This window comes from Rothia endophytica, assembly GCF_039543885.1.
Lineage (GTDB): Bacteria > Actinomycetota > Actinomycetes > Actinomycetales > Micrococcaceae > Rothia > Rothia endophytica.
In genome coordinates, this window is record NZ_BAABKP010000001.1 from 146450 (window position 1) to 164589 (window position 18140).

Sequence of the window (18140 nt, forward strand, 5' to 3'; positions counted from 1 at the left end):
TGTGGAACTAGCTCAGCTCGCCCCCCTCAGTGTCATCGTGCTGTTCATGGCAGCAGCCCTGACCTTCATCTCTAAAAAAGATAAAACACAGCGTCTCATCGCCTTCTTTGCCGTGGCAGGGGTGCTCATTTTTGAGATTCTCATGCTTTTCTCGGTATGGAACCTAGAGCCTCAGATTGTTTTCATTGCCGGTTGGGAGGCTCCCTTCGGTATCACTCTGGTGGTCGATCAGCTCTCGGCTCTTATGCTGGTGGTTTCCTCCACTATCTCTCTTGCCGTGCTGGTTTTCGCCACCGGCCAGAACCTGGCGGATGGCGATGACGAGGTGCCCATCTCGGTCTTCTACCCCACCTACCTCATGCTGCTGGCAGGCGTCTCTAACGCCTTCTTAGCAGGGGACCTCTTCAACCTCTACGTGGGCTTTGAAATCCTGCTCATGGCGTCCTACGTGCTGATCACCATGAACGCCAACACCCCGCGTATTCGTGCGGGCGTGACCTACGTGGTGGTCTCCGTGGTCTCATCTCTGCTCTTCTTGACCGCTATCGGCTTTATCTACGCTTCAGTGGGCACCATTAATATGGCCGACCTTTCGCTGAAGCTGGGGACCCTCCCTGAAGGCACCCAGATGCAGCTACACCTCATGCTACTCATCGCTTTCGGCATCAAGGCAGCGGTCTTCCCGCTCTCCCTCTGGCTGCCCGACTCCTACCCCACGGCACCAGCACCGGTGACCGCCGTCTTCGCGGGTCTGCTCACCAAGGTGGGCGTTTACGCTATCATCCGCACCGAAACCCTGCTCTTCCCTGGCGGGCAGCTCTCCACCCTGCTGGGCGTCGTCGCTGGCTTGACCCTGCTGGTAGGTATCCTCGGTGCCCTGGCACAGGGTGACATCAAGCGTCTGCTCTCCTTCATCTTGATCAGCCACATCGGTTACATGATTTGGGGTATCTCGCTCAACAACGAACTGGGCCTGACCACCGTGGTCTTCTACATCGCCCACCACATCGTGATTCAGACCGGCCTCTTCATGGTGGTAGGTCTGATTGAACGCCGTGCCGGCTCAACCAATCTGCGCCGCCTGGGTGGGCTCATCAAAATTTCACCCTTCCTGGCTCTGCTCTACTTTGTGCACGCCATCAACCTGGGCGGCATCCCGCCCTTCTCCAGCTTTATCGGCAAGGCCGGCTTTATCGAAGCGTCCGTGCAAAACGGTGGTGCCCTGGCCTACATCAACGCAGGCATCGGCGTCCTCGTTTCGCTGCTGACCCTGCTGGCTTTGGCTCGCGTCTGGAACAAGGCTTTCTGGCGCCCCGCCAAGGACGCAGAACAGCCCACCCCCGCTCTGGTCCGAGCCGAGCATACCGGCGAGCAACCCGATGAAACCGACAGTAAGAATATCCCCGCCTCCATGATGGTCTCTACCGTCAGCCTGGTATCAGTAGGCGTGCTCATCACTGTATTCGCGGGCCCACTCTACAACCTCTCAGACCGAGCATCAGATAACTTGGTCAACCCCGACCGCTACATCTCAGCGGTTCTCGGTGAGGACGCTCCCACCCGCGAACAGTTCATCAACGAACAGGTCAACCTCAACGGCTCCCAGGAGGTCAACCAGTGAAAGCCCTAAAAACCTCCAGCTCCGACCTGCTGCACTCCATTCCGCCTACCCTCTGGTTGGTTTTCGTGTGGTGTGCCCTCTGGCAGAACTTTTCCCTGCCCTTCCTAGCCTTCGGGCTGGTGCTTGCGGTGGGAATCGTCTGGATTTTCCGTTTGCCCACCCTCTACCTCTCTAACCGCTTCAATCCCTGGTATGCCATCAAGTTTTTGGCGCTCTTCATTTGGAATATCGCGGTAGCCAGTGTGCACGTCATGTGGCTGGCCTTCACCTTCACTCCGCCGCTGCGTAACTCTGTGGTGGCAGTTCAGCTGCGCACCCACTCTGACCTGCTCCTCACCGCGGTATCACACACCATGTCCCTGATTCCCGGCTCGGTCGTCGTTGAAGTAGACCGCTCCCTTTCGGTGCTCTACTTCCACGTGCTCGATAGCTCCACTGAAGAAGAAATCCAAGACTTCATCCGCACCGTGGGCGACTTCGAATCTCTCATCATCAAGGCCGTAGGCAGCAAAGAAGAACACGAAGCGCTACTTGCAGATGAGAAACTCGATAAGGAGGCCGCAGCATGAACCTCACAACCGTAGCCTGGATTGCAGGCGTTATTCTCACCATCTCAACGTGGGGCACCGTCTACCGCATCTGGAAGGGCCCCTCCCTGCTGGATCGTGTGCTCGCTAGCGATGTTTTACTCTCCATCATCACCTCGGCGCTTTGCATCATCATGATCGTCACCGATACCCAGTACTCAATCATTCTTCTGGTCGCCATTGCCCTCATCGGCTTCGTCGGCTCTGTCACCGTGGCACGCTTCGCGGACAACTCTAAAGCAGATGAAGCTACCCCCATCACCACTGTTGAACGGCACCGCCGCCGTAAGAACCGCGGCAACCGCTCAACCGGTCGCGATCACCGTGATTACCATGCAGAGGATACCGACAAAGTGCACCACAGCGAGTCGCATCCGTCCCGTGCATCAATGGATCAGGGAGAATAAACCGTGAATACCGATCTCATCCTCGATATTATTACTGCCATCTGCCTGATAGTTGGCTCCCTCATGTCGCTAGCAGCGGTGGTGGGCCTGGTACGCTTCCCGGATCTGCTGACCCGTCTACACGCTGGTACTAAGCCCCAAATCTTCGGTCTTATGTTGTTGCTCCTGGCGGTAGGGCTCCACAAGAGAAGCTGGGAGGACGTCCCCGTGCTGATTCTCATTATGGTGCTTCAGATGATCACCATCCCCATCTCGGGTCATATGATGGCGCGCTCTGGCTACCGTAACAAGCACTTCCGTAAAACTGACCTCCGCCACGATGACCTGCGTCGCCTGGTCGATGAGGTAGAGGGTAGGTAAGACCCCTCTCATGTAAAGACCCGCTTTCTGTACAGCCCATATGGTGTCACAGAAAGCGGGTCTTTTAGTGCCCGACTACTTGAGTAACTTCTGTGCCAGCGTGTCCAGGGCAATGCCCAGAACACCAATGACCAGGATAACCACCAGCATCTCGTCGTAGGCTAGCCGGTCACGGGCATTCAAAATCTCGTAGCCCAGCCCCGAAGAAACCCCTAACATCTCGGCTGGCACAATAATGACCCAGCCAATACCCAGTGCCAGGCGGATCCCCGAGAGTACAAAGGGACGGATAGAGGGCAACACTACTGAGCGCAGCTGCTCCGGGCCGCTAGCACCCAGCGTCCTAGCTACCTGAAGGTATGCCGGGTTGAGTGCCCGCACCCCCGAAACCGTGCCCAGAGTAATGGGCCAAATAGCGGCGATAGCCACCAGGAAAATGACTGGCAGGCTACCCACCCCAAAAAGAGCCACCGCAATGGGCGCCCAAGAGAGTGGGGAGACCATACGCAAGAACTGCACCAGCGGGGCACTGGTCTGCTCAACCAGTCGGGAGAACCCGATGACCAGCCCGAGAGGGACGCCCAAGACAGTGGCAAGGCCCAGCCCACTCAACAACCTCAACAGGCTGATACCGACATCAGAGAGCAGCACCCCGCGGCCCAGTAGGCTCTTCAGGGCGTCGGGGACGTTCGCGGGGGCGAAGGCTGCCAGCATCAGGTTGCCGGTAGCTGCTCGGGTGAAAATCCACCAGAGAAAAACAGCGAAGACAATGCCTGCAGCGCCCAGCGCCCAGCTCTTAGTCAGTGACTGATTCTGCTTCTTGAGGGTACTCATGCTGAAATCTCCTCGGTGCGCTCTAGGCTCTTGAGACCGAACGTGCCCAGACCACCCGCTGCTTGCATAGCCTGGGTGACCAACTCCGCATTAACTAACTCTCCGTGCACCGCCGAAGCGTCCAGGTCTTCCAGAAAATCGGTTGGGGCGTCCATGAGGGTGTTGCGCATTTGCTGGACCAGTTCTTGGGTGTAACTCGCATAGGGATAGGGCTGAAACTGCAGTAACTCCCCGCCCCAGCTGGGGTGTTTAATAATTTCCTTATGCTCCTCAAAATGGTCGGTCATGGCCCGCAAAATGGCAGCGGGCTTCTGTGGGAGGTACTTCTTTTCAGAGAGCAGGGCAGCTGCCTCCACACGGTTCTCGCGGGCATAAACCTGCGCCTTGACCAGGGCATCTACGAACTTCTGGGCGGCCCCGCCCTCCCGCTCAATCAGCGAGGAACGCATCATAGTGACGCAGCAGGCATGATCGCGCCAGACATCGCCCATAAAGCGCTGAATAGTGCCCGTTCCGCTGGTGTGGGCGGCAGCATTAAAGGGGTCAGCCACCGTAAAACCCGCTATAGTGCCGTTGGCCAGTGCCGGAATCATATCCGCCGGTGCCATAACAATGAGAGCTACCTCGTTCTGAGTTTTGTCTGCAGTTTTACGAATCACCGGCGTCAGTCCAGCCTCCTTCAAAATCTTCTGCACCAGAATGTTGTGAAGAGAAAACCAGGCTGGAATCGCCACCGTCTGCCCCGCCAGCTCAGACAGATTGCTGATGGACGGTGAGAGAGTCAGCGCCGAGCCGTTCACGTGATTCCACGCCACCACTTGAGCGTCAGCGCCCAGATCGTACTTGAGGTATACCGGCATAGGCATGAGCAGGTGAATCACATCAACGCTGCCCGAAATAAAGGCTTCGGTGAGTGAGGCCCAAGAGCGGAAGAGCACCGGCTGTTCTACCTGCACTCCGGCGTCCTCGTACAGGCCCCTGGCGTGCGCCAGGAGCAGAGGAGAAGCGTCAGTGATAGGGAGATAACCGATTCTGATAGCGTCATCGGTGCTCTGCGCCCTGCCGGCAGCTTCAGCACCGGACGCCGCCCCAAGAGTGTGGGCGCCCCAAGTAGCGCCGGCTGCCGCCAGGGTAAGGCCGCCTGCCCCCAGCACTTTTCGACGGTTGAGTTTAGATGACATAGGAACTCTGCTCCCGGTAGTAGCCCAGGATTTCGTCCTTGGACACCTGCTCATCACGAGGCCTCCAGAAGCGGGTGAAACCCTTGCCCGCCTCAAAGAATCCAATGCGGTCACCCACCACCGTGGCCTCAGCGATATCGTGGGAGACCATCAAAACGGTCAGTCCCAGATCTTCAATCAGGCTACGCAACCACCCCTGTAATTCTTCGCGAGTGGCTGGGTCAAGGGCCGAGAAGGGCTCATCGAGGAGCAAGAGAGAAGGCTGAATGGCCAGGGCTCGGCCAATGGAAACTCGTTGGGCCTGGCCGCCAGAAATCTCACTGACTTTACGGTTTTCAAGTCCGTTCAGACCTAACCGAGAGATTAGTGCATTGACTCCATCAGCGGTCACTCTGCCGCTGTTGCGTTTGTAGCGGGAACCTAGCTCGATATTCTGCCGAACCGTCAGCCAGGGGAAGAGCGAAGCTTCCTGAAAGACCACGGCTAGCCGGCCCCGGTCAGCCACCTGTATGGAGCCAGAATCTAGTTCTTCAAGCTGCGCCACCGCACGTAAGAGGGTCGATTTACGGAGCCGGTAGCTCCCAAAACCACAAAGGCTTCACCCCGAGGCAGAGCGAGATCGATATTTTTGAAGATAGGTTGGGGTGCCCCGGGATAGGTTTTGGTGGCACCTGTAACGGTGAGAGCGTCCATGGTTGTCTTAGTCAATCTGAGAGAGTTCATAGCGCAGATGGCCCTCGGTGGGGGATTGGACGGGCAAGAACGTTGCCTCGCGGTAGCGACGGGCGGTGGCACTGGTGGTCTTGTAGCCGCGTCCGCCAATCACTGCCATTTCCAGGTGGGTGGCGCTGATCGCCAGGTGAGAGACGTCCAGGCGCAACTGGAGCAGACGGCGGCGGCTGGTAGCGGCAGGCTCTTGAGCAAGGTCGGTAAGTTCGGTGCGCAGACGCTGGTATTCAGCCTTAAATTGATCAAATTCCTGGGTGAAGATACCCCGGGAGACACTGGTGTGGGGAGCCGTTGCCGCAAGGGCTGCCGCTGCCAGGCCCAGGCAGAAAGAGGACTGAATCAACAGAAAAGGTGCAGTGATGGTCGCGAGGAAACCTGGGACGTCGCGGCTGAGAATATCCGACTCGGGGACAAATACCTCGGTTAGACGGATGAACCCGGATTCTGTTGCATCCAGCGCCAGGAGACCTTTTTGGTACTTCACATCTAGCCCCTCAACGCCCACACGCAGGGTGACGATGTAGCTAACCGGCTCACCGGGTGCAGCATCCTCCACTGCCACGGGAAGAATCATGACGCCTCCCGGGTAGAGGTTGGATGCCCAGCTGATGCTTCCATTGAGCAGTAACCCGCCGTCGGTGTGCTTTGCCTGAACCCCCAGTTCCCCTACTCCCGAGGCGTGCTTGAAGGCGGCAGCCATGGCGGTTGACCCGGTAGTTTCACCGGTTTCCATACCTTCGGGGAGCTGACGTCCCACGGCGTCAAAGAAGGCGATAGTAGCCCGGTGAGCCCAGAGTGAGAAGGCGGTTGCGGTATCTTCGGTCGCCAGGTCAAAGGCCACGGCCGCCTGGGGTAGCACTGACCCGGTGCGCCCCAGCGTCAGCAGACCCTCCTGCCCCAGCTCACGCAGGGTCTCGAAAGGGGAGCGTTCCCCCGCGTCCACTGCGGCAGCGTGTTCTCGGGCTAGCGCCAGCAGGTTGTCCCGTTGGGAGTAGGGGTAGAGAGGTTCAAGGGTAAAAGTGCTTGTCATGGCTGTTTTCTAACTGCTCTAGAAGTGGGGTGCTGGGGTTTTAGAGTGTAAAAAAACCGCCGCCTGGTGGTGGGCGGCGGTCTCTGCTGTGTCTAGACGTTGAGCTTGAAGAGGCGGTCAATGGGAGTTGATACCGCTTCGCGTGCTCGTACGACCGCTGCCTCATCAGGGGCATCGTAGAAACAGAGGCACTTGGCGGTATCTTCTCGCACGTAGGTGCGCAGGAAGGAAACCTCGGGCACCTGCGCGTACTTAGGAGAATTAGCCTTCTTGCGAGTGAGGTACTGATCCATGGTGATTTCTGCGGGGATATCCCATTCAACCAGGTACTCTGCGCTGGACTTGAGCTTCTTGATGTCCTCGAGTTCAGCACCCACCAGACGCACCTCATCGGGGCCTTCCAGCCCAGCGCGGGCACTGAAGGCGTCCTTGACCGCGGGAGCGAAGACGCCGGGGTTAGCTGCCTCGATGATGGCGAAGACCAGCTTGTAGTCACCGGTGACCTGGGTTTCAATCAGCTCAGCGCCGTCCACGCCGTCCAGTACCTGAGCGATGTCAGCAACCAGTGCTTTCACTTCGTCCTGCGAAGTATCGTGAGGGGTGAATTCTACGAGGTAGAGTGACATGTTCTCTCCGTTTCATGCGGCGTCCTTCTGTCTAAAAAGATGCTTGCTGCTAACGCACGCCGGCCATCTTCTTAACGATCCACTTATTCATGGCCCAGAGGACGGCACCGATAATGATGGTGACGACACCCAGGGTGGTGAAGTAAGCGACTTCGGTTTCCATGGTGTAGAAACGGCCCAACCAACCTGCCAGAACGGTGCCCAGCGAGACAGAGGTGAAGTAGAGCGCAACCATAGCCACGCGGTGCTTCTCGGGCGCCAGTTTGGTGGCCAAAGAGGTACCCACGGGTGAAATTGCCAGCTCGCCCATGGTGCAAATAAAGAGAATCAGCACAATCCACAGGAAGTTCACGTTGGTGTTCCCTGCCTGGGTTAGGAAGATCAGGAAGGCTAGACCAATCAAAATCAGGGCAAGCGAGAACTTGACCGGGGTGGTGGGCTGACGGTCACCCAACTTGGTCCACATGGCAGTAAAGACAGCGCCGAAGATCATGATGAAAACCGGGTTAATGGAGTTCATAAATTCGGGGGTGAACTGCAGACCCATGATGTTCCAGTTGATACGGGATTCTGAGTAGATTGCTAGCACAGTGAACTGCTGCTGGAAGAGCGCCCAGAACGCTACGTTACCGATGAACATGGGAATGAAGGAGACCACCCGGGAATGCTCGTCCACTGTGGTGTGCTTTGAGGTCAGCAGGGTGTAGAAGAGCACCGCGGCGCTGATTGCAACAATGGTCATGACCCAGGTTGCCAGGTTGGCGGGGTTGATGAGACCGGTCATCACCAGGACGAGCACTGCTGCAACGATGACTACAGCAAGACTGCCGTAGATCTTCTTCTCGCTGGCGTTCATGGGCTCAGAGAGCTGGTGGACGCTGGCGGGTAGGTTCTTGCGGGTCAGTGAGTACTGGATTAGGCCGATTGCCATACCTGCAGCCGCTAGGCCGAAGGCGATGTGGAAGCCGTAGGATTCCCGCAGAATACCGGTGAGCATGGGGCCAAAGAAGGCACCGATGTTTACACCGATATAGAAGATAGTGAAGCCACCGTCACGGCGGGGGTCGGTGCGGTCGTAGAGAGACCCTACCAGCACTGATGCGTTGGTTTTAAGACCACCGGAGCCGATAGCAACAAGCACCAGACCGGCAATGACGCCAGCTGCGCCGGGTAGCACGGCGAGTGCCAGGTGACCTGCCATAATGGTGAAGGCTGAGTAGAAGAGGGTGCGCTCGGGCCCGAAGACACGGTCGCCTAAGAAGCCACCTACGACTGCCATGAGGTAGACCATGCCACCGTAAGCGCCCATGACGCTGGATGCTGATGCCTCGCTGAGAAGTCCAAGACCGCCACGGTCAGCTTCCCAGTAGAGGTAGTAGAGCATGATGACCTGCATGCCGTAGAAGGAGAAACGCTCCCAGAGTTCTACGGAGAAGAGGCTGGCCAGCATGCGGGGGTGGCCGAAGAAGGTTTTGCCGCTGGGGTTATGGGCGTCCTCCGGAGTAGGCCGCAGTGCGGGGGTTGTCATAGTAATACCTTGTGTCTCGGTGTATTTGCGGGAAGACCGTGTATATAAATGCGGTCGGTAGCATACCTTACTCTCTTGGATTGGCTATTTGCACTTCTGAAGGAGTAGGGATGATGCTCGCGGGCGCTTTTTGGTGTGCTGGCGCGCATGAAAAAGGGGCTGCCCGGCAGATCGCTGTGATAAATACAATCTTTCGAACAGTCCCTTCTCAGCGGAACGCTAGACGCTAGGCGATGACGCCGTCCACCAGCGCCTTAGCTTCCTTCTGAACCTGAGCCAGGTGCTCAGGGCCCTTAAAGGATTCGGCGTAGATCTTGTAGACATCTTCGGTACCTGAGGGGCGGGCCGCGAACCAGGCGCTCTCGGTGGTCACCTTCAAACCGCCAATGGAAGCACCGTTGCCGGGTGCCTCGGTCAGCTTGGCGGTGATAGCCTCGCCTGCTAGCTCTGAGGCGGTGACGTCCGCCGGTGAGAGCTTGCCCAGCTTGGCTTTCTGCTCGCGGGACGCCGCGGCGTCCACCCGGGCGTAGGCAGGCTCACCGAAGGACGCGGTCAGCTCAGCGTAACGCTGGGAGGGGGTCTTGCCGGTTACTGCGGTCATCTCGGAGGCCAGCAGGGCCAGGATGATGCCGTCCTTATCGGTGGTCCACACCTTGCCGTCGCGCATGAGGAAGGAGGCACCTGCGGATTCTTCGCCGCCAAAACCGATGGTGCCGGTGCTCAGGCCGTCTACAAAGTATTTGAAGCCCACGGGAACCTCAATGAGCTTGCGGCCCAAAGCATCAGCCACGCGGTCGATAATTGAGGAGGACACCAGGGTCTTGCCGATGCCAGCATCTGCTGCCCAACCGGTGCGGTTGCGGTAGAGGTAGTCAATGGCGGTTGCCAGGTAATGATTGGGGTTCATCAGCCCGTGATCGGGGGTAACGATTCCGTGGCGATCCGAGTCGGCGTCGTTGCCGGTGGCGATGTCGTACTTATCGCGGTTGGCAATCAGGGAGGCCATGGCATTGGGGGAGGAGCAATCCATGCGGATTTTCTCGTCCCAGTCCAGGGTCATGAAGGCCCACTGGGGATCAACGGCGGGGTTTACGACATCCATGTTGAGCTTGTACTGCTCAGCAATGCGCTGCCAGTAGGCAACGGAGGCGCTGCCCATGGGGTCCGCGCCAATCTTCAGACCGGAGGTTGCGATAGCCTCCATATCGATGACATCACCCAGCTCGTCCACATAGGTGCCCAGGTAGTCGTAGGTGCCTGTGGTTTCTGCTGCCGCGGCCTTCTCAAGGGGTAGACGAGCTACATCCTTATTTCCGCCTTCAAGCAGCTCGTTGGCACGATCGGCAATCCAGCCGGTTGCATCAGAATCAGCGGGACCACCGTGGGGAGGGTTGTACTTGAAACCGCCGTCGGCAGGGGGATTGTGGCTGGGGGTAATCACAATGCCATCAGCCTGCGCGGTGTTGGCGGGGTTAGCGTTGTGAACGATGATAGCGCGTGAGAGCGCGGGGGTGGGCACAAAACCTTCGTTGGCGTCCAAAAGAACGGTGACACCGTTAGCCGCCAGAACCTCCAGCGCGGTATCCTGCGCCGGGTCTGAGAGCGCGTGGGTGTCCTTACCCATAAACAGCGGGCCGGTGATGCCCTGACCCTTGCGGTACTCCGCAATTGCCTGAGAAATAGCAGCAATGTGAGCGTCGTTAAAGGAACTCTTAAGGGAGCTGCCACGGTGCCCGGATGTACCAAAAGCCACGCGCTGTGCGGGATCGGTCATCTCGGGGGTGAGGTCATAGTAAGCGCTGATCAGCGCATCGATATCAACAAGGTCTTGAAGGGTGGCAACTGTGCCTGCGCGGTTTGACATGTACTAAGCCTAGCCCCGTGGTGTGCATGAACCGCGTAGAACCGCCCGTGTGTAATCTTCATTGTGGACGTTGATGAGGCGACGAGCGTTAGAGGGCCTCTTGCTGCGCCTCGGTTTAAAACGTGTGACCCGGCTAGAACAATAGCCGGGTCACATAAAACCGCGAAAGAGCGGCGCGAAGAGTTCTAGCTGAGCTTAGTAGCGCGAATCAGCTTCTCGTTGGTGAACTCAAGCAGACCCCACTGGGTGAGTTCACGGCCGTAACCTGACTTATTGATACCACCGAAGGGTAAATCTGCCTGGGTAACAACGTGCTCGTTGACCAATACCATACCGGCTTCGATCTGATCAGCAACTTCAAGCCCGTGGTCCATGTCAGCGGTCCACACAGATGCCTGCAGACCGTACTCGCTGGCGTTGGCGAACTCAATTGCCGCTGCCTCGTCCTTGACCTTGTAGACCACAAGAGCCGGGCCAAAGAGTTCATTGCAGGAGAGGTCATCATCGAAATCAACGTCGGTGAGCAGGGCGGGGCTCATGAACCAGCCGGGGCGGTCTAGCTTCTTGCCGCCCGCATGCAGGGTCGCGCCGTCCTTGACTGCCTGCTCGATGCGCTCGACGGCGTCATCGCGTGCTGACTCTGAGGACAGCGGGCCCATCTGGGTCTCGGGATCATCGGCGTCGCCCACCACGAAGTTCTCAACGGCGGTTTTTGCTGCTTCAACGAACTCGTCATAAATGTCTTCAACCACGATGATGCGCTTGGGTGAAGTGCATACCTGACCAGCGTTGGAAAAGCGCAGACCAGCAAGGGTTTCTGCCACCTTGCCCACGTTCTCAACGTCGGCCAGGACAATGGCGGGGTCATTGCCACCCAGTTCCATGACAGACTTTTTAAGGTTTTGCGCCGCCAGCTCAGCAACCGCAGCGCCGGCCCGTTCAGAGCCAGTGACCGATACGCCCTTCACGCGGAAATCCTTGAGGATGTGCGCGACGTCTTCGGTGTCGAGGTAGAGGTTCTGGTAGGCACCCTTGGGTAGGTTTGCTTCTAGCAATACTTCCTCAAAAGCAGCTGATGAAACGGGGCAGATAGACGCCTGCTTCATCAGGACCGTGTTACCCACCAGCAAGTTGGGGGCGGTGAAGCGTGCTAGCTGGTAGTAGGGGAAGTTCCAGGGCATGACACCCAAAAGGACACCCAGCGGGTCGTGACGCACGAAGTTTACGGGTGCACCCTTGGCATACAGCGGTGAATCTTCAAGATGTGCAGGGCCTTCTGTGGCGTACCAGTTGAAGATGTCCACTACAAGCTGGATTTCAGCCAGAGCATCGGCATGGGGCTTACCCATTTCACGTCCGATGATTTCAGCGAGTTCATCTTTGCGAGCATCAAAGCCCTGGGCGGCCGCCGCGAGCACAGTGGCGCGCTCCGCTACGGAGTTATTTTTCCAGGAAAGGTAGGCTTCGTGGGCAGTGTCGATGAGCCCGGGGATCTCGCTGGATGCGAGGGTATCAAAAGTTTTTTCAACCTTACCGGTGTTGGCGTTGGTGAGTGCGTAGGTGCTCATAGCAATCTCCTTTGAGTAAGCGCACGGTATTTGTAAGCGTGCTTTCTTTTAACTCTAACTGTGTAGTGTGACTTGTCAAAGGGGGTGGGGAGGAAAGCTATGCGCTCACAGCGTAGAAGTGCGGTTCGGAGACGATGATTTCGGTACTGGCTGAACCACTTGTGAGCAGCACCCTGCCCCGCCTATCCTGAAGCTAAGAAACATCTCAAGTAAAGGACTCCACTATGAACGAAGACATCCCCCAGGTCACCGTCGACCAGATTCCCGAAGGCGCCAAAATTCTGGACGTCCGCGAGGACTACGAGTGGCAAGAAGGTCACATCGCCGGCGCCCAGCATATTCCCCTGGGCGAAGTTCCCGAGCGGTATGGTGATGTGCCAGCAGACGAAGATGTGTACGTCATTTGCCGTGCCGGTGGCCGCTCACTGCGGGCTGCCGCCTACCTCAACCAGTACGGCTTTGACGCTATCAACGTCATTGGCGGTATGGGTGCCTGGCAGGACGCCGAGATGCCCATGGTCTCCGAGAACGGGGAAACCCCGCAGGTACGCTAAGCTCCTCTGCTACTACGGCCGCCCCGGTATCACCGGGGCGGCTTTTTGGTGCAGTGGGAGGGCAGCTCTCTTCGCTATACCTTGCCTCCAGATCTTGCCCGATATACTAAACCGGTGACTTCCCTGACCTGCCTGCCCCTGCCTTTCCCGGTGGAACCCAAAGACGCCTTCCCACTGGTGGCAGGCACCAACCCTTACGCTTTTTGGCTGGACTCAGCCCGCGATGAATCGCCTATGTCCCGCTACTCCTACCTGGGTGCCCCTCACGATGGGGGAGCGCTACGCTATGAGTCTGCCGGGCTGACCCAGCCGCAGGTCAGCGTCCTCGATGGTAAAGGGGCTATGAGGCGCACCCTACCCGGCACTATCTGGCAGGTTCTGCCTCGGATGCTGGCAGATGCCCCCGCTATTACCGGCGCAGAGAACCTCCCGCTGGATGCTCTGCCTGGCGGTTACGTAGGTTTTATGGGCTATGAGGCACACGCCGATTTTGAACTGACTAACTTTCACCACCAGCACCCCTACCGGCAAGCGTCCACCCCCGATGCGCTCTGGATGCCTGCTACCCACTACCTGGCCTATGAGCACGCTAGTGGGAAGGCTTGGTTGATAGGCCCGGATGCCTGGGTTCAGCAGACAGCACGCCAGCTGGCAGAGTTGGGTGAAAACACTGGTGCTCACACTATGCAAGCTAGAGCATATGCGCCTGCCATACCGGATTTTCCCCTACCCGACCGCGATGATTACCTCGCTAAAGTACAGGAATCTCAGCGGGAAATCTTCGAGGGCAACAGCTATGAAGTCTGCTTAACCGCTGAAACATCTACCCGGGTTCAGCCTGCTCTTGATGAAGCTGATCTTCTGGCTCTTTATCTAGCCCAGCGTGAGAAAAATTCTGCCCCCTACGCCAGCTTTTTGCGTTGCGATGACTTTACGGTGCTCAGTTCATCGCCCGAAAAGTTCCTGAGCGTGACCGCCGGTGGTCAAGCCGAGAGCAAGCCCATTAAGGGCACCGTGCCCCGCGGTGCTACCTCCGAAGAGGACGCCGCGGCGTCCGCCTGGCTGGCGGCGGACCCCAAAACCCGGGCGGAAAACCTTATGATTGTTGATCTGCTCCGCAACGACCTTTCGTTGGTGTCCTACCCCGAGTCGGTACGCGTGCCGGTGCTCATGGGCGTTGAAAGTTACTCGACCGTTCATCAGCTGGTCTCCACCATTACCGCCCAGTTGCGCCCCGGCGTCACTGCGGTAGATGCAACTGCCGCCTGCTTCCCAGGCGGCTCTATGACCGGGGCGCCCAAAGCGTCCACCATGGCAATTATCGACCGGCTTGAGGGGCGCGCTCGTGGGGTCTACTCCGGCGCTCTGGGCTACTTCGGGGCAGACGGATCTGCTGCTCTGTCCATTGTGATTAGGACGCTGGTCGCTTACAGGGATGGCACTCTCACCCTGGCTGCCGGGGGAGCGATTGTGGCTGATTCAGACCCCGTCGCTGAATATGACGAGATGGTTACCAAGTTACGCGCGGCCGTGCCCCGCCACGCAGATGGAGTGGCGGGGGCCTAACGGAATCTCAGCAACTCCCCGGAGCTACTTCTTAGCTACGTAAAGAGCTGCGGCAATCATAGGAATCTGCATGGGGAGGCGGCGCAGGCGTTTGGCGTCGGTATCAAATACCCCTGGGATATCAATGCCCTGAGTGTACTGGTAAACATTGGCGGGGAAAACCGCCGCAAAAAGGGCTGCAGAACCTAGACTGGATACACGTCGTGCGCCGGGTGCGGTCAGCAGGGTGAGGCCCAGGGTCAGTTCAGCAACACCGGATGCATACACCGCACCCTCGGGGCTGCCCGGTACCCACGGCGGGACGATAGATGCGAACGAATGCGCCGCATCCTTCTTAAAATGCAGAGCGCCCATGAAAGTGAGGCCAGCACCCAGACCCAAGCGGGTGAGTTTCTGCCCGGTAGTTTCGGTGGTGTCTTTCCTAAAAAGGTTCATGCGTACCATGCTACGCCCGCTGGTCTAGCGGTCTGCCCTCACCCGGTGTTCTAAGTAGTATTCTCTCCACTCAAACCTGACCCAGAATTAGAGCCTCGGAGCTACAGATGGCATGGGCGCACCCATTAGACTAGGGAACATGACTAACCTCTCTGACACCCCCACCATCGAAGAAGCCCGCGAGCGTCTGCGCCAGCTCATCTCTGAACTTGCTGTTGTGCGCGGCAAGGTGACCCTGGCGTCCGGCAAAGAAGCTGACTACTACGTTGACCTGCGCCGCATCACCCTACACCACGAGGCGTCCCGCCTGGTCGGTCAAGTCATGCTTGACCTCATTGACTCAGCCGGCATCGAGTTTGATGCCGCTGGCGGTCTGACCATGGGCGCTGACCCCGTCGGGCACGCCATCATGCGCACCGCAGGTGACAATGACCGCGCCATCGACACCTTCGTAGTGCGTAAGGCTCAGAAGTCCTACGGCATGGGCCGTCAGGTTGAAGGCCCCAGCGTGGTTGGACGCCGCGTCGTTGCTGTTGAGGACACCTCCACCACCGGTGGCTCCGCCCTGACCGCTGTTGAAGCCCTGCGTAACGCAGGTGCCGAGGTCGTGGCTGTTGCCGTCATCGTTGACCGAGCAACCGGCGCCAAGGAGCACATCGAAGAGATCGCGGGCGTTCCCTGCCTCTATGCCTACTCCAAGAGCGACCTGGGCCTCGACTAACCACTGTTTTTGGTGCAGAAGACCCCTCAGCGCAGGGGTCTTTTGCCGTGTGAGAGAGAGTTTTATTTCATGAGTGATGACCAGAAAAGCGAACTGTTTGACCCAGTTGCACCCGAACAGCCCGCGGCCCCTGCTCCTGAGGATGCCCGTGTGGTCGGCGTCGGCCCCTGGGAAGGCGAGTGGCCCGAGGGTGAGCACTGGGACGAGGAACTGTTGCGCGAGGGCGACCGCCGCAACGTCTTAGACCACTACCGCTACTGGACCATGGACGCCATCATCGCTGACCTGGACACCCGACGCCACACCTTCCACGTGGCAATCGAGAACTGGCAGCACGATTTGAACATTGGCACCGTGGTGCGCACCGCCAACGCTTTTTTGGCGAAAGAGGTGCACATTATTGGTAAGAAGCGCTGGAACCGTCGCGGCGCCATGGTCACCGACCGCTACCAGCACGTGCGCCACCACCCCACGGTCGAAGACTTCGTCGAGTGGGCACGAGCCGAGGGGCTAGCAATTATCGGTATCGATATCTTCCCAGATTCCAAGCAGTTAGAAACCTATGACCTTCCTAAGGACTGTGTGCTGGTCTTTGGCCAGGAAGGCCCGGGCCTGTCAGAGGGAATTCACGCTGCTGCAGAGGCGACTTTGTCCATCGAGCAGTACGGCTCTACCCGCTCCATGAACGCGGCAACTGCCGCCGGTATCGCTATGCACGCCTGGATCCGCCGCCACGAGTTCGGTCAGAAGGTCAACTAGATTTTCGTGCAGAGTGGCGCTTCTTGCCGGTGAATGACAGATAAATGCCGCTGACCGGCAGGAAATGTCATTTTAACCGCAGCGGCTTCTAGCAATCAGTTCAGCCCTCTGAGCGGGTGTACCCTTGGCAAATAGAGACTTGCACCTGTGCACGAAAGGACGCCTGCAATGAGCCAACCCGGCACCCCACCCTCCCCTACTAACGGTAGCGGGGGGTCTGCGTCCTTACCGGCTCACACCAGCCCCAAGAAACTGCTGACTGCCCTGCTCGTGCCTCTCTTCATGGCGCTCATGGCGGTGTCCGTGGTCAACGTGGCGCTCACGCCCATCGGCTCATCACTGGGGGCAAGCTCCAGCCAAACCCAGTGGGTCGTCTCAGGTTATGCCCTTTCTTTCGCGGTGCCACTGGTTGCCGCCGGACGTCTGGGCGATGCCACCGGCCGCCGCCGTATGTTCATGCTCGGGCTCATTCTCTTTACCCTGGGCTCCCTGCTCAGCGGTGTGGCCCCCTCCATCGAGTTTCTGATTGTTGCCCGCGTTCTGCAGGGCCTCGGCTCTGGCTTCATTAACCCGCAAACCACTGGCATCATCCAACAAAACTTCACCGGCCAAGCCCGCGCTCGCGCCTACGGTATGTTCGGTTCGGTGGTGGCGCTTGCAGTGATTGTGGGCCCGGTGCTGGGTGGCTTCCTGATTCAAATCTTTGGTGAGTCACTGGGCTGGCGCATGATGTTCCTCATTAACGTGCCTATCGGCCTGCTGGGTTTGGTGCTGGGCCTGCGGTGGATTCCGCGAGACCGCATTGCGCCCTCCTCCGGCGCCAAGCGCATGGACCTAGATCCCGTGGGTATGGTTACTCTGGCCCTGGCCGTTTTCACTCTTCTTCTGCCCTTTGTGCAACGTAGCGAGAACCCGGCTTTCTGGGTCTTCCTGCCGCTAGGTTTGGCTCTGCTCGTTTTCTTCGTGATCTGGGAAGGGCGCTATAAGAAGGCTGGGCACCCGCCCATGCTGGACATGGACCTCATCAGGCAACCTGCCTTCCGCAACGGCATCATGATTGTCTCCCTCTATTTCTTGGGGAACACCAGTGTTTGGCTGATCATACCTATTTACGTGCAGGGGCATCTAAACCAGAGCGCCCTCATGGCTGCCATGATTGGGGTGCCCTCAGCGCTGGTGTCAGCCTTTGTCGCTCCCTGGGCAGGACGCCGTGTGCTGACTGCCGGCCGCCGTATGGTGATGGTGGGGTTCTGCTTCTCTCTACTGGCGATTTCTGGCACGATACTTCTCATCACCCCGGTTGAAAACGGCACTTTGCCCGTCTGGGCGCTAGCGGTACCCCTGATTCTTCTGGGTATCGGTGGCGGCTTGACAATCTCACCTAATCAGACTCTGACCCTCAAGTCGGTTCCGCCGCAGGTCAGCGGTGTCGCCGGTGGTGTGCTTTCACTGGGGCAACGGATGGGAACCGCTGTGGGTACTGCCCTGATCCCTTCCATTCTTTATGCGCTGACCGAGGCCGGCTTCCACTGGAACCTGGGTATTATTGCAGCCTTCTCGGCTATTATTCTCACTCTCAGCAGCGGGCTTGCCTTCACTATCGCTGACCGCCGGCTCGAAGTGCGCGAGACTGCCTCCTCTTAGACCTGGGCATCCTAGACCTGGGCATCTTAGACCTGGGCAGGCTTAGCCCGGCGCTCTGCTTACCATCGCATCTGCAGGAATAACGCCTCACGAGCAGGGGGATTGCCCCCATGGTGGTGAGGCGTT

The 18140-nt window shown here is 58.3% G+C and carries 18 protein-coding genes; 9 read left to right on the forward strand and 9 right to left on the reverse strand.

Annotated elements, in window-relative coordinates; translation table 11 throughout:
• The first annotated feature begins 1 nt into the window (after position 1).
• The 4 genes from ABD982_RS00670 to mnhG are packed head-to-tail and all read left to right on the forward strand — an operon-like array spanning position 2 to position 2975.
• A complete protein-coding gene (locus tag ABD982_RS00670; RefSeq protein ID WP_345443420.1) occupies positions 2–1621 on the forward strand; it encodes a Na+/H+ antiporter subunit D in 1620 nt (539 codons plus the stop codon).
• Positions 1618–2190 (forward strand): Na+/H+ antiporter subunit E, encoded by a 573-nt coding sequence (locus tag ABD982_RS00675; RefSeq protein WP_345443423.1) that lies wholly within the window; start codon positions 1618–1620, stop codon positions 2188–2190. The genes ABD982_RS00670 and ABD982_RS00675 overlap by 4 nt, the downstream gene beginning before the upstream one ends.
• The gene (locus tag ABD982_RS00680; RefSeq protein WP_345443426.1) at positions 2187–2615 is read left to right on the forward strand and encodes an MrpF/PhaF family protein; all 429 of its coding nucleotides are present in this window, start codon (positions 2187–2189) and stop codon (positions 2613–2615) included. Before ABD982_RS00675 ends, ABD982_RS00680 begins: the two co-directional genes overlap by 4 nt.
• Positions 2616–2618: 3 nt before the next feature.
• Positions 2619–2975 carry a monovalent cation/H(+) antiporter subunit G gene (mnhG, locus tag ABD982_RS00685; protein ID WP_345443429.1) on the forward strand — a complete coding sequence of 119 codons (357 nt, stop codon included), beginning with the start codon at positions 2619–2621 and terminating at the stop codon, positions 2973–2975.
• A 75-nt stretch (positions 2976–3050) separates the two neighbouring features.
• Here mnhG and ABD982_RS00690 read toward each other — a convergent pair whose 3' ends face one another.
• The 8 genes from ABD982_RS00690 to ABD982_RS00725 all read right to left on the reverse strand — a co-directional run bounded on the left by ABD982_RS00690 (position 3051) and on the right by ABD982_RS00725 (position 12335).
• Entirely contained in the window at positions 3051–3809 is a 759-nt protein-coding gene (locus ABD982_RS00690) for an ABC transporter permease (RefSeq protein WP_345443432.1), read from the reverse strand.
• Positions 3806–4990, reverse strand: a complete 1185-nt coding sequence (locus ABD982_RS00695; RefSeq protein WP_345443436.1) for an ABC transporter substrate-binding protein — start codon at positions 4988–4990, stop codon at positions 3806–3808. The genes ABD982_RS00690 and ABD982_RS00695 overlap by 4 nt, the downstream gene beginning before the upstream one ends.
• Positions 4980–5534 carry an ATP-binding cassette domain-containing protein gene (locus tag ABD982_RS00700; protein WP_345443439.1) on the reverse strand — a complete coding sequence of 185 codons (555 nt, stop codon included), beginning with the start codon at positions 5532–5534 and terminating at the stop codon, positions 4980–4982. Before ABD982_RS00700 ends, ABD982_RS00695 begins: the two co-directional genes overlap by 11 nt.
• 156 nt (positions 5535–5690) lie before the next feature.
• Positions 5691–6749, reverse strand: coding sequence for an acyl-CoA dehydrogenase family protein (locus ABD982_RS00705; RefSeq protein WP_345443443.1), 1059 nt, complete (start codon positions 6747–6749; stop codon positions 5691–5693).
• Positions 6750–6841: 92 nt separating this feature from the next.
• Positions 6842–7375: a DUF4242 domain-containing protein gene (locus ABD982_RS00710; RefSeq protein ID WP_345443445.1), complete on the reverse strand. Its 534-nt coding sequence runs from the start codon at positions 7373–7375 to the stop codon at positions 6842–6844.
• Positions 7376–7424: 49 nt separating this feature from the next.
• A complete protein-coding gene (locus tag ABD982_RS00715) occupies positions 7425–8903 on the reverse strand; it encodes a peptide MFS transporter (protein ID WP_345443448.1) in 1479 nt (492 codons plus the stop codon).
• 226 nt (positions 8904–9129) lie between these two features.
• On the reverse strand, positions 9130–10767 hold the full coding sequence (gene pgm, locus ABD982_RS00720) for a phosphoglucomutase (alpha-D-glucose-1,6-bisphosphate-dependent) (protein WP_345443451.1): 1638 nt from the start codon (positions 10765–10767) through the stop codon (positions 9130–9132).
• A gap of 185 nt (positions 10768–10952) precedes the next feature.
• The gene (locus ABD982_RS00725; RefSeq protein ID WP_345443454.1) at positions 10953–12335 is read right to left on the reverse strand and encodes an aldehyde dehydrogenase family protein; all 1383 of its coding nucleotides are present in this window, start codon (positions 12333–12335) and stop codon (positions 10953–10955) included.
• Between the two features lie 224 nt (positions 12336–12559).
• Here ABD982_RS00725 and ABD982_RS00730 point away from each other — a divergent pair, with 224 nt between their 5' ends.
• Both ABD982_RS00730 and ABD982_RS00735 read left to right on the forward strand, forming a co-directional pair.
• Complete coding sequence (locus ABD982_RS00730) at positions 12560–12889, forward strand: rhodanese-like domain-containing protein (protein WP_345443457.1); 330 nt, start codon at positions 12560–12562, stop codon at positions 12887–12889.
• Between the two features lie 114 nt (positions 12890–13003).
• Positions 13004–14455, forward strand: coding sequence for an anthranilate synthase component I family protein (locus ABD982_RS00735; protein ID WP_345443460.1), 1452 nt, complete (start codon positions 13004–13006; stop codon positions 14453–14455).
• A gap of 24 nt (positions 14456–14479) precedes the next feature.
• On the opposite strand, the gene ABD982_RS00740 is transcribed toward ABD982_RS00735, so the two are convergent.
• A complete protein-coding gene (locus ABD982_RS00740; protein ID WP_345443463.1) occupies positions 14480–14890 on the reverse strand; it encodes a DoxX family protein in 411 nt (136 codons plus the stop codon).
• A gap of 139 nt (positions 14891–15029) precedes the next feature.
• Here ABD982_RS00740 and pyrE point away from each other — a divergent pair, with 139 nt between their 5' ends.
• The 3 genes from pyrE to ABD982_RS00755 all read left to right on the forward strand — a co-directional run bounded on the left by pyrE (position 15030) and on the right by ABD982_RS00755 (position 18014).
• Positions 15030–15611, forward strand: coding sequence for an orotate phosphoribosyltransferase (gene pyrE / locus ABD982_RS00745; RefSeq protein ID WP_345443466.1), 582 nt, complete (start codon positions 15030–15032; stop codon positions 15609–15611).
• A gap of 69 nt (positions 15612–15680) precedes the next feature.
• On the forward strand, positions 15681–16370 hold the full coding sequence (locus ABD982_RS00750) for a TrmH family RNA methyltransferase (RefSeq protein WP_345443469.1): 690 nt from the start codon (positions 15681–15683) through the stop codon (positions 16368–16370).
• Between the two features lie 168 nt (positions 16371–16538).
• On the forward strand, positions 16539–18014 hold the full coding sequence (locus ABD982_RS00755; protein WP_345443472.1) for an MFS transporter: 1476 nt from the start codon (positions 16539–16541) through the stop codon (positions 18012–18014).
• Positions 18015–18140: the final 126 nt, after the last annotated feature.

What these genes read in the sequence shown, in the direction of transcription:
- ABD982_RS00680 (WP_345443426.1), top strand. Translation starts at nt 2,187, where the DNA reads ATGAACCTCACAACCGTAGCCTGGATTGCAGGCGTTATTCTCACCATC.
- ABD982_RS00690 (WP_345443432.1), bottom strand. Translation starts at nt 3,809, where the DNA reads ATGAGTACCCTCAAGAAGCAGAATCAGTCACTGACTAAGAGCTGGGCG.
- ABD982_RS00695 (WP_345443436.1), bottom strand. Translation starts at nt 4,990, where the DNA reads ATGTCATCTAAACTCAACCGTCGAAAAGTGCTGGGGGCAGGCGGCCTT.
- ABD982_RS00705 (WP_345443443.1), bottom strand. Translation starts at nt 6,749, where the DNA reads ATGACAAGCACTTTTACCCTTGAACCTCTCTACCCCTACTCCCAACGG.
- ABD982_RS00710 (WP_345443445.1), bottom strand. Translation starts at nt 7,375, where the DNA reads ATGTCACTCTACCTCGTAGAATTCACCCCTCACGATACTTCGCAGGAC.
- ABD982_RS00715 (WP_345443448.1), bottom strand. Translation starts at nt 8,903, where the DNA reads ATGACAACCCCCGCACTGCGGCCTACTCCGGAGGACGCCCATAACCCC.
- pgm (WP_345443451.1), bottom strand. Translation starts at nt 10,767, where the DNA reads ATGTCAAACCGCGCAGGCACAGTTGCCACCCTTCAAGACCTTGTTGAT.
- ABD982_RS00725 (WP_345443454.1), bottom strand. Translation starts at nt 12,335, where the DNA reads ATGAGCACCTACGCACTCACCAACGCCAACACCGGTAAGGTTGAAAAA.
- ABD982_RS00730 (WP_345443457.1), top strand. Translation starts at nt 12,560, where the DNA reads ATGAACGAAGACATCCCCCAGGTCACCGTCGACCAGATTCCCGAAGGC.
- ABD982_RS00740 (WP_345443463.1), bottom strand. Translation starts at nt 14,890, where the DNA reads ATGAACCTTTTTAGGAAAGACACCACCGAAACTACCGGGCAGAAACTC.
- pyrE (WP_345443466.1), top strand. Translation starts at nt 15,030, where the DNA reads ATGACTAACCTCTCTGACACCCCCACCATCGAAGAAGCCCGCGAGCGT.
- ABD982_RS00750 (WP_345443469.1), top strand. Translation starts at nt 15,681, where the DNA reads ATGAGTGATGACCAGAAAAGCGAACTGTTTGACCCAGTTGCACCCGAA.
- ABD982_RS00755 (WP_345443472.1), top strand. Translation starts at nt 16,539, where the DNA reads ATGAGCCAACCCGGCACCCCACCCTCCCCTACTAACGGTAGCGGGGGG.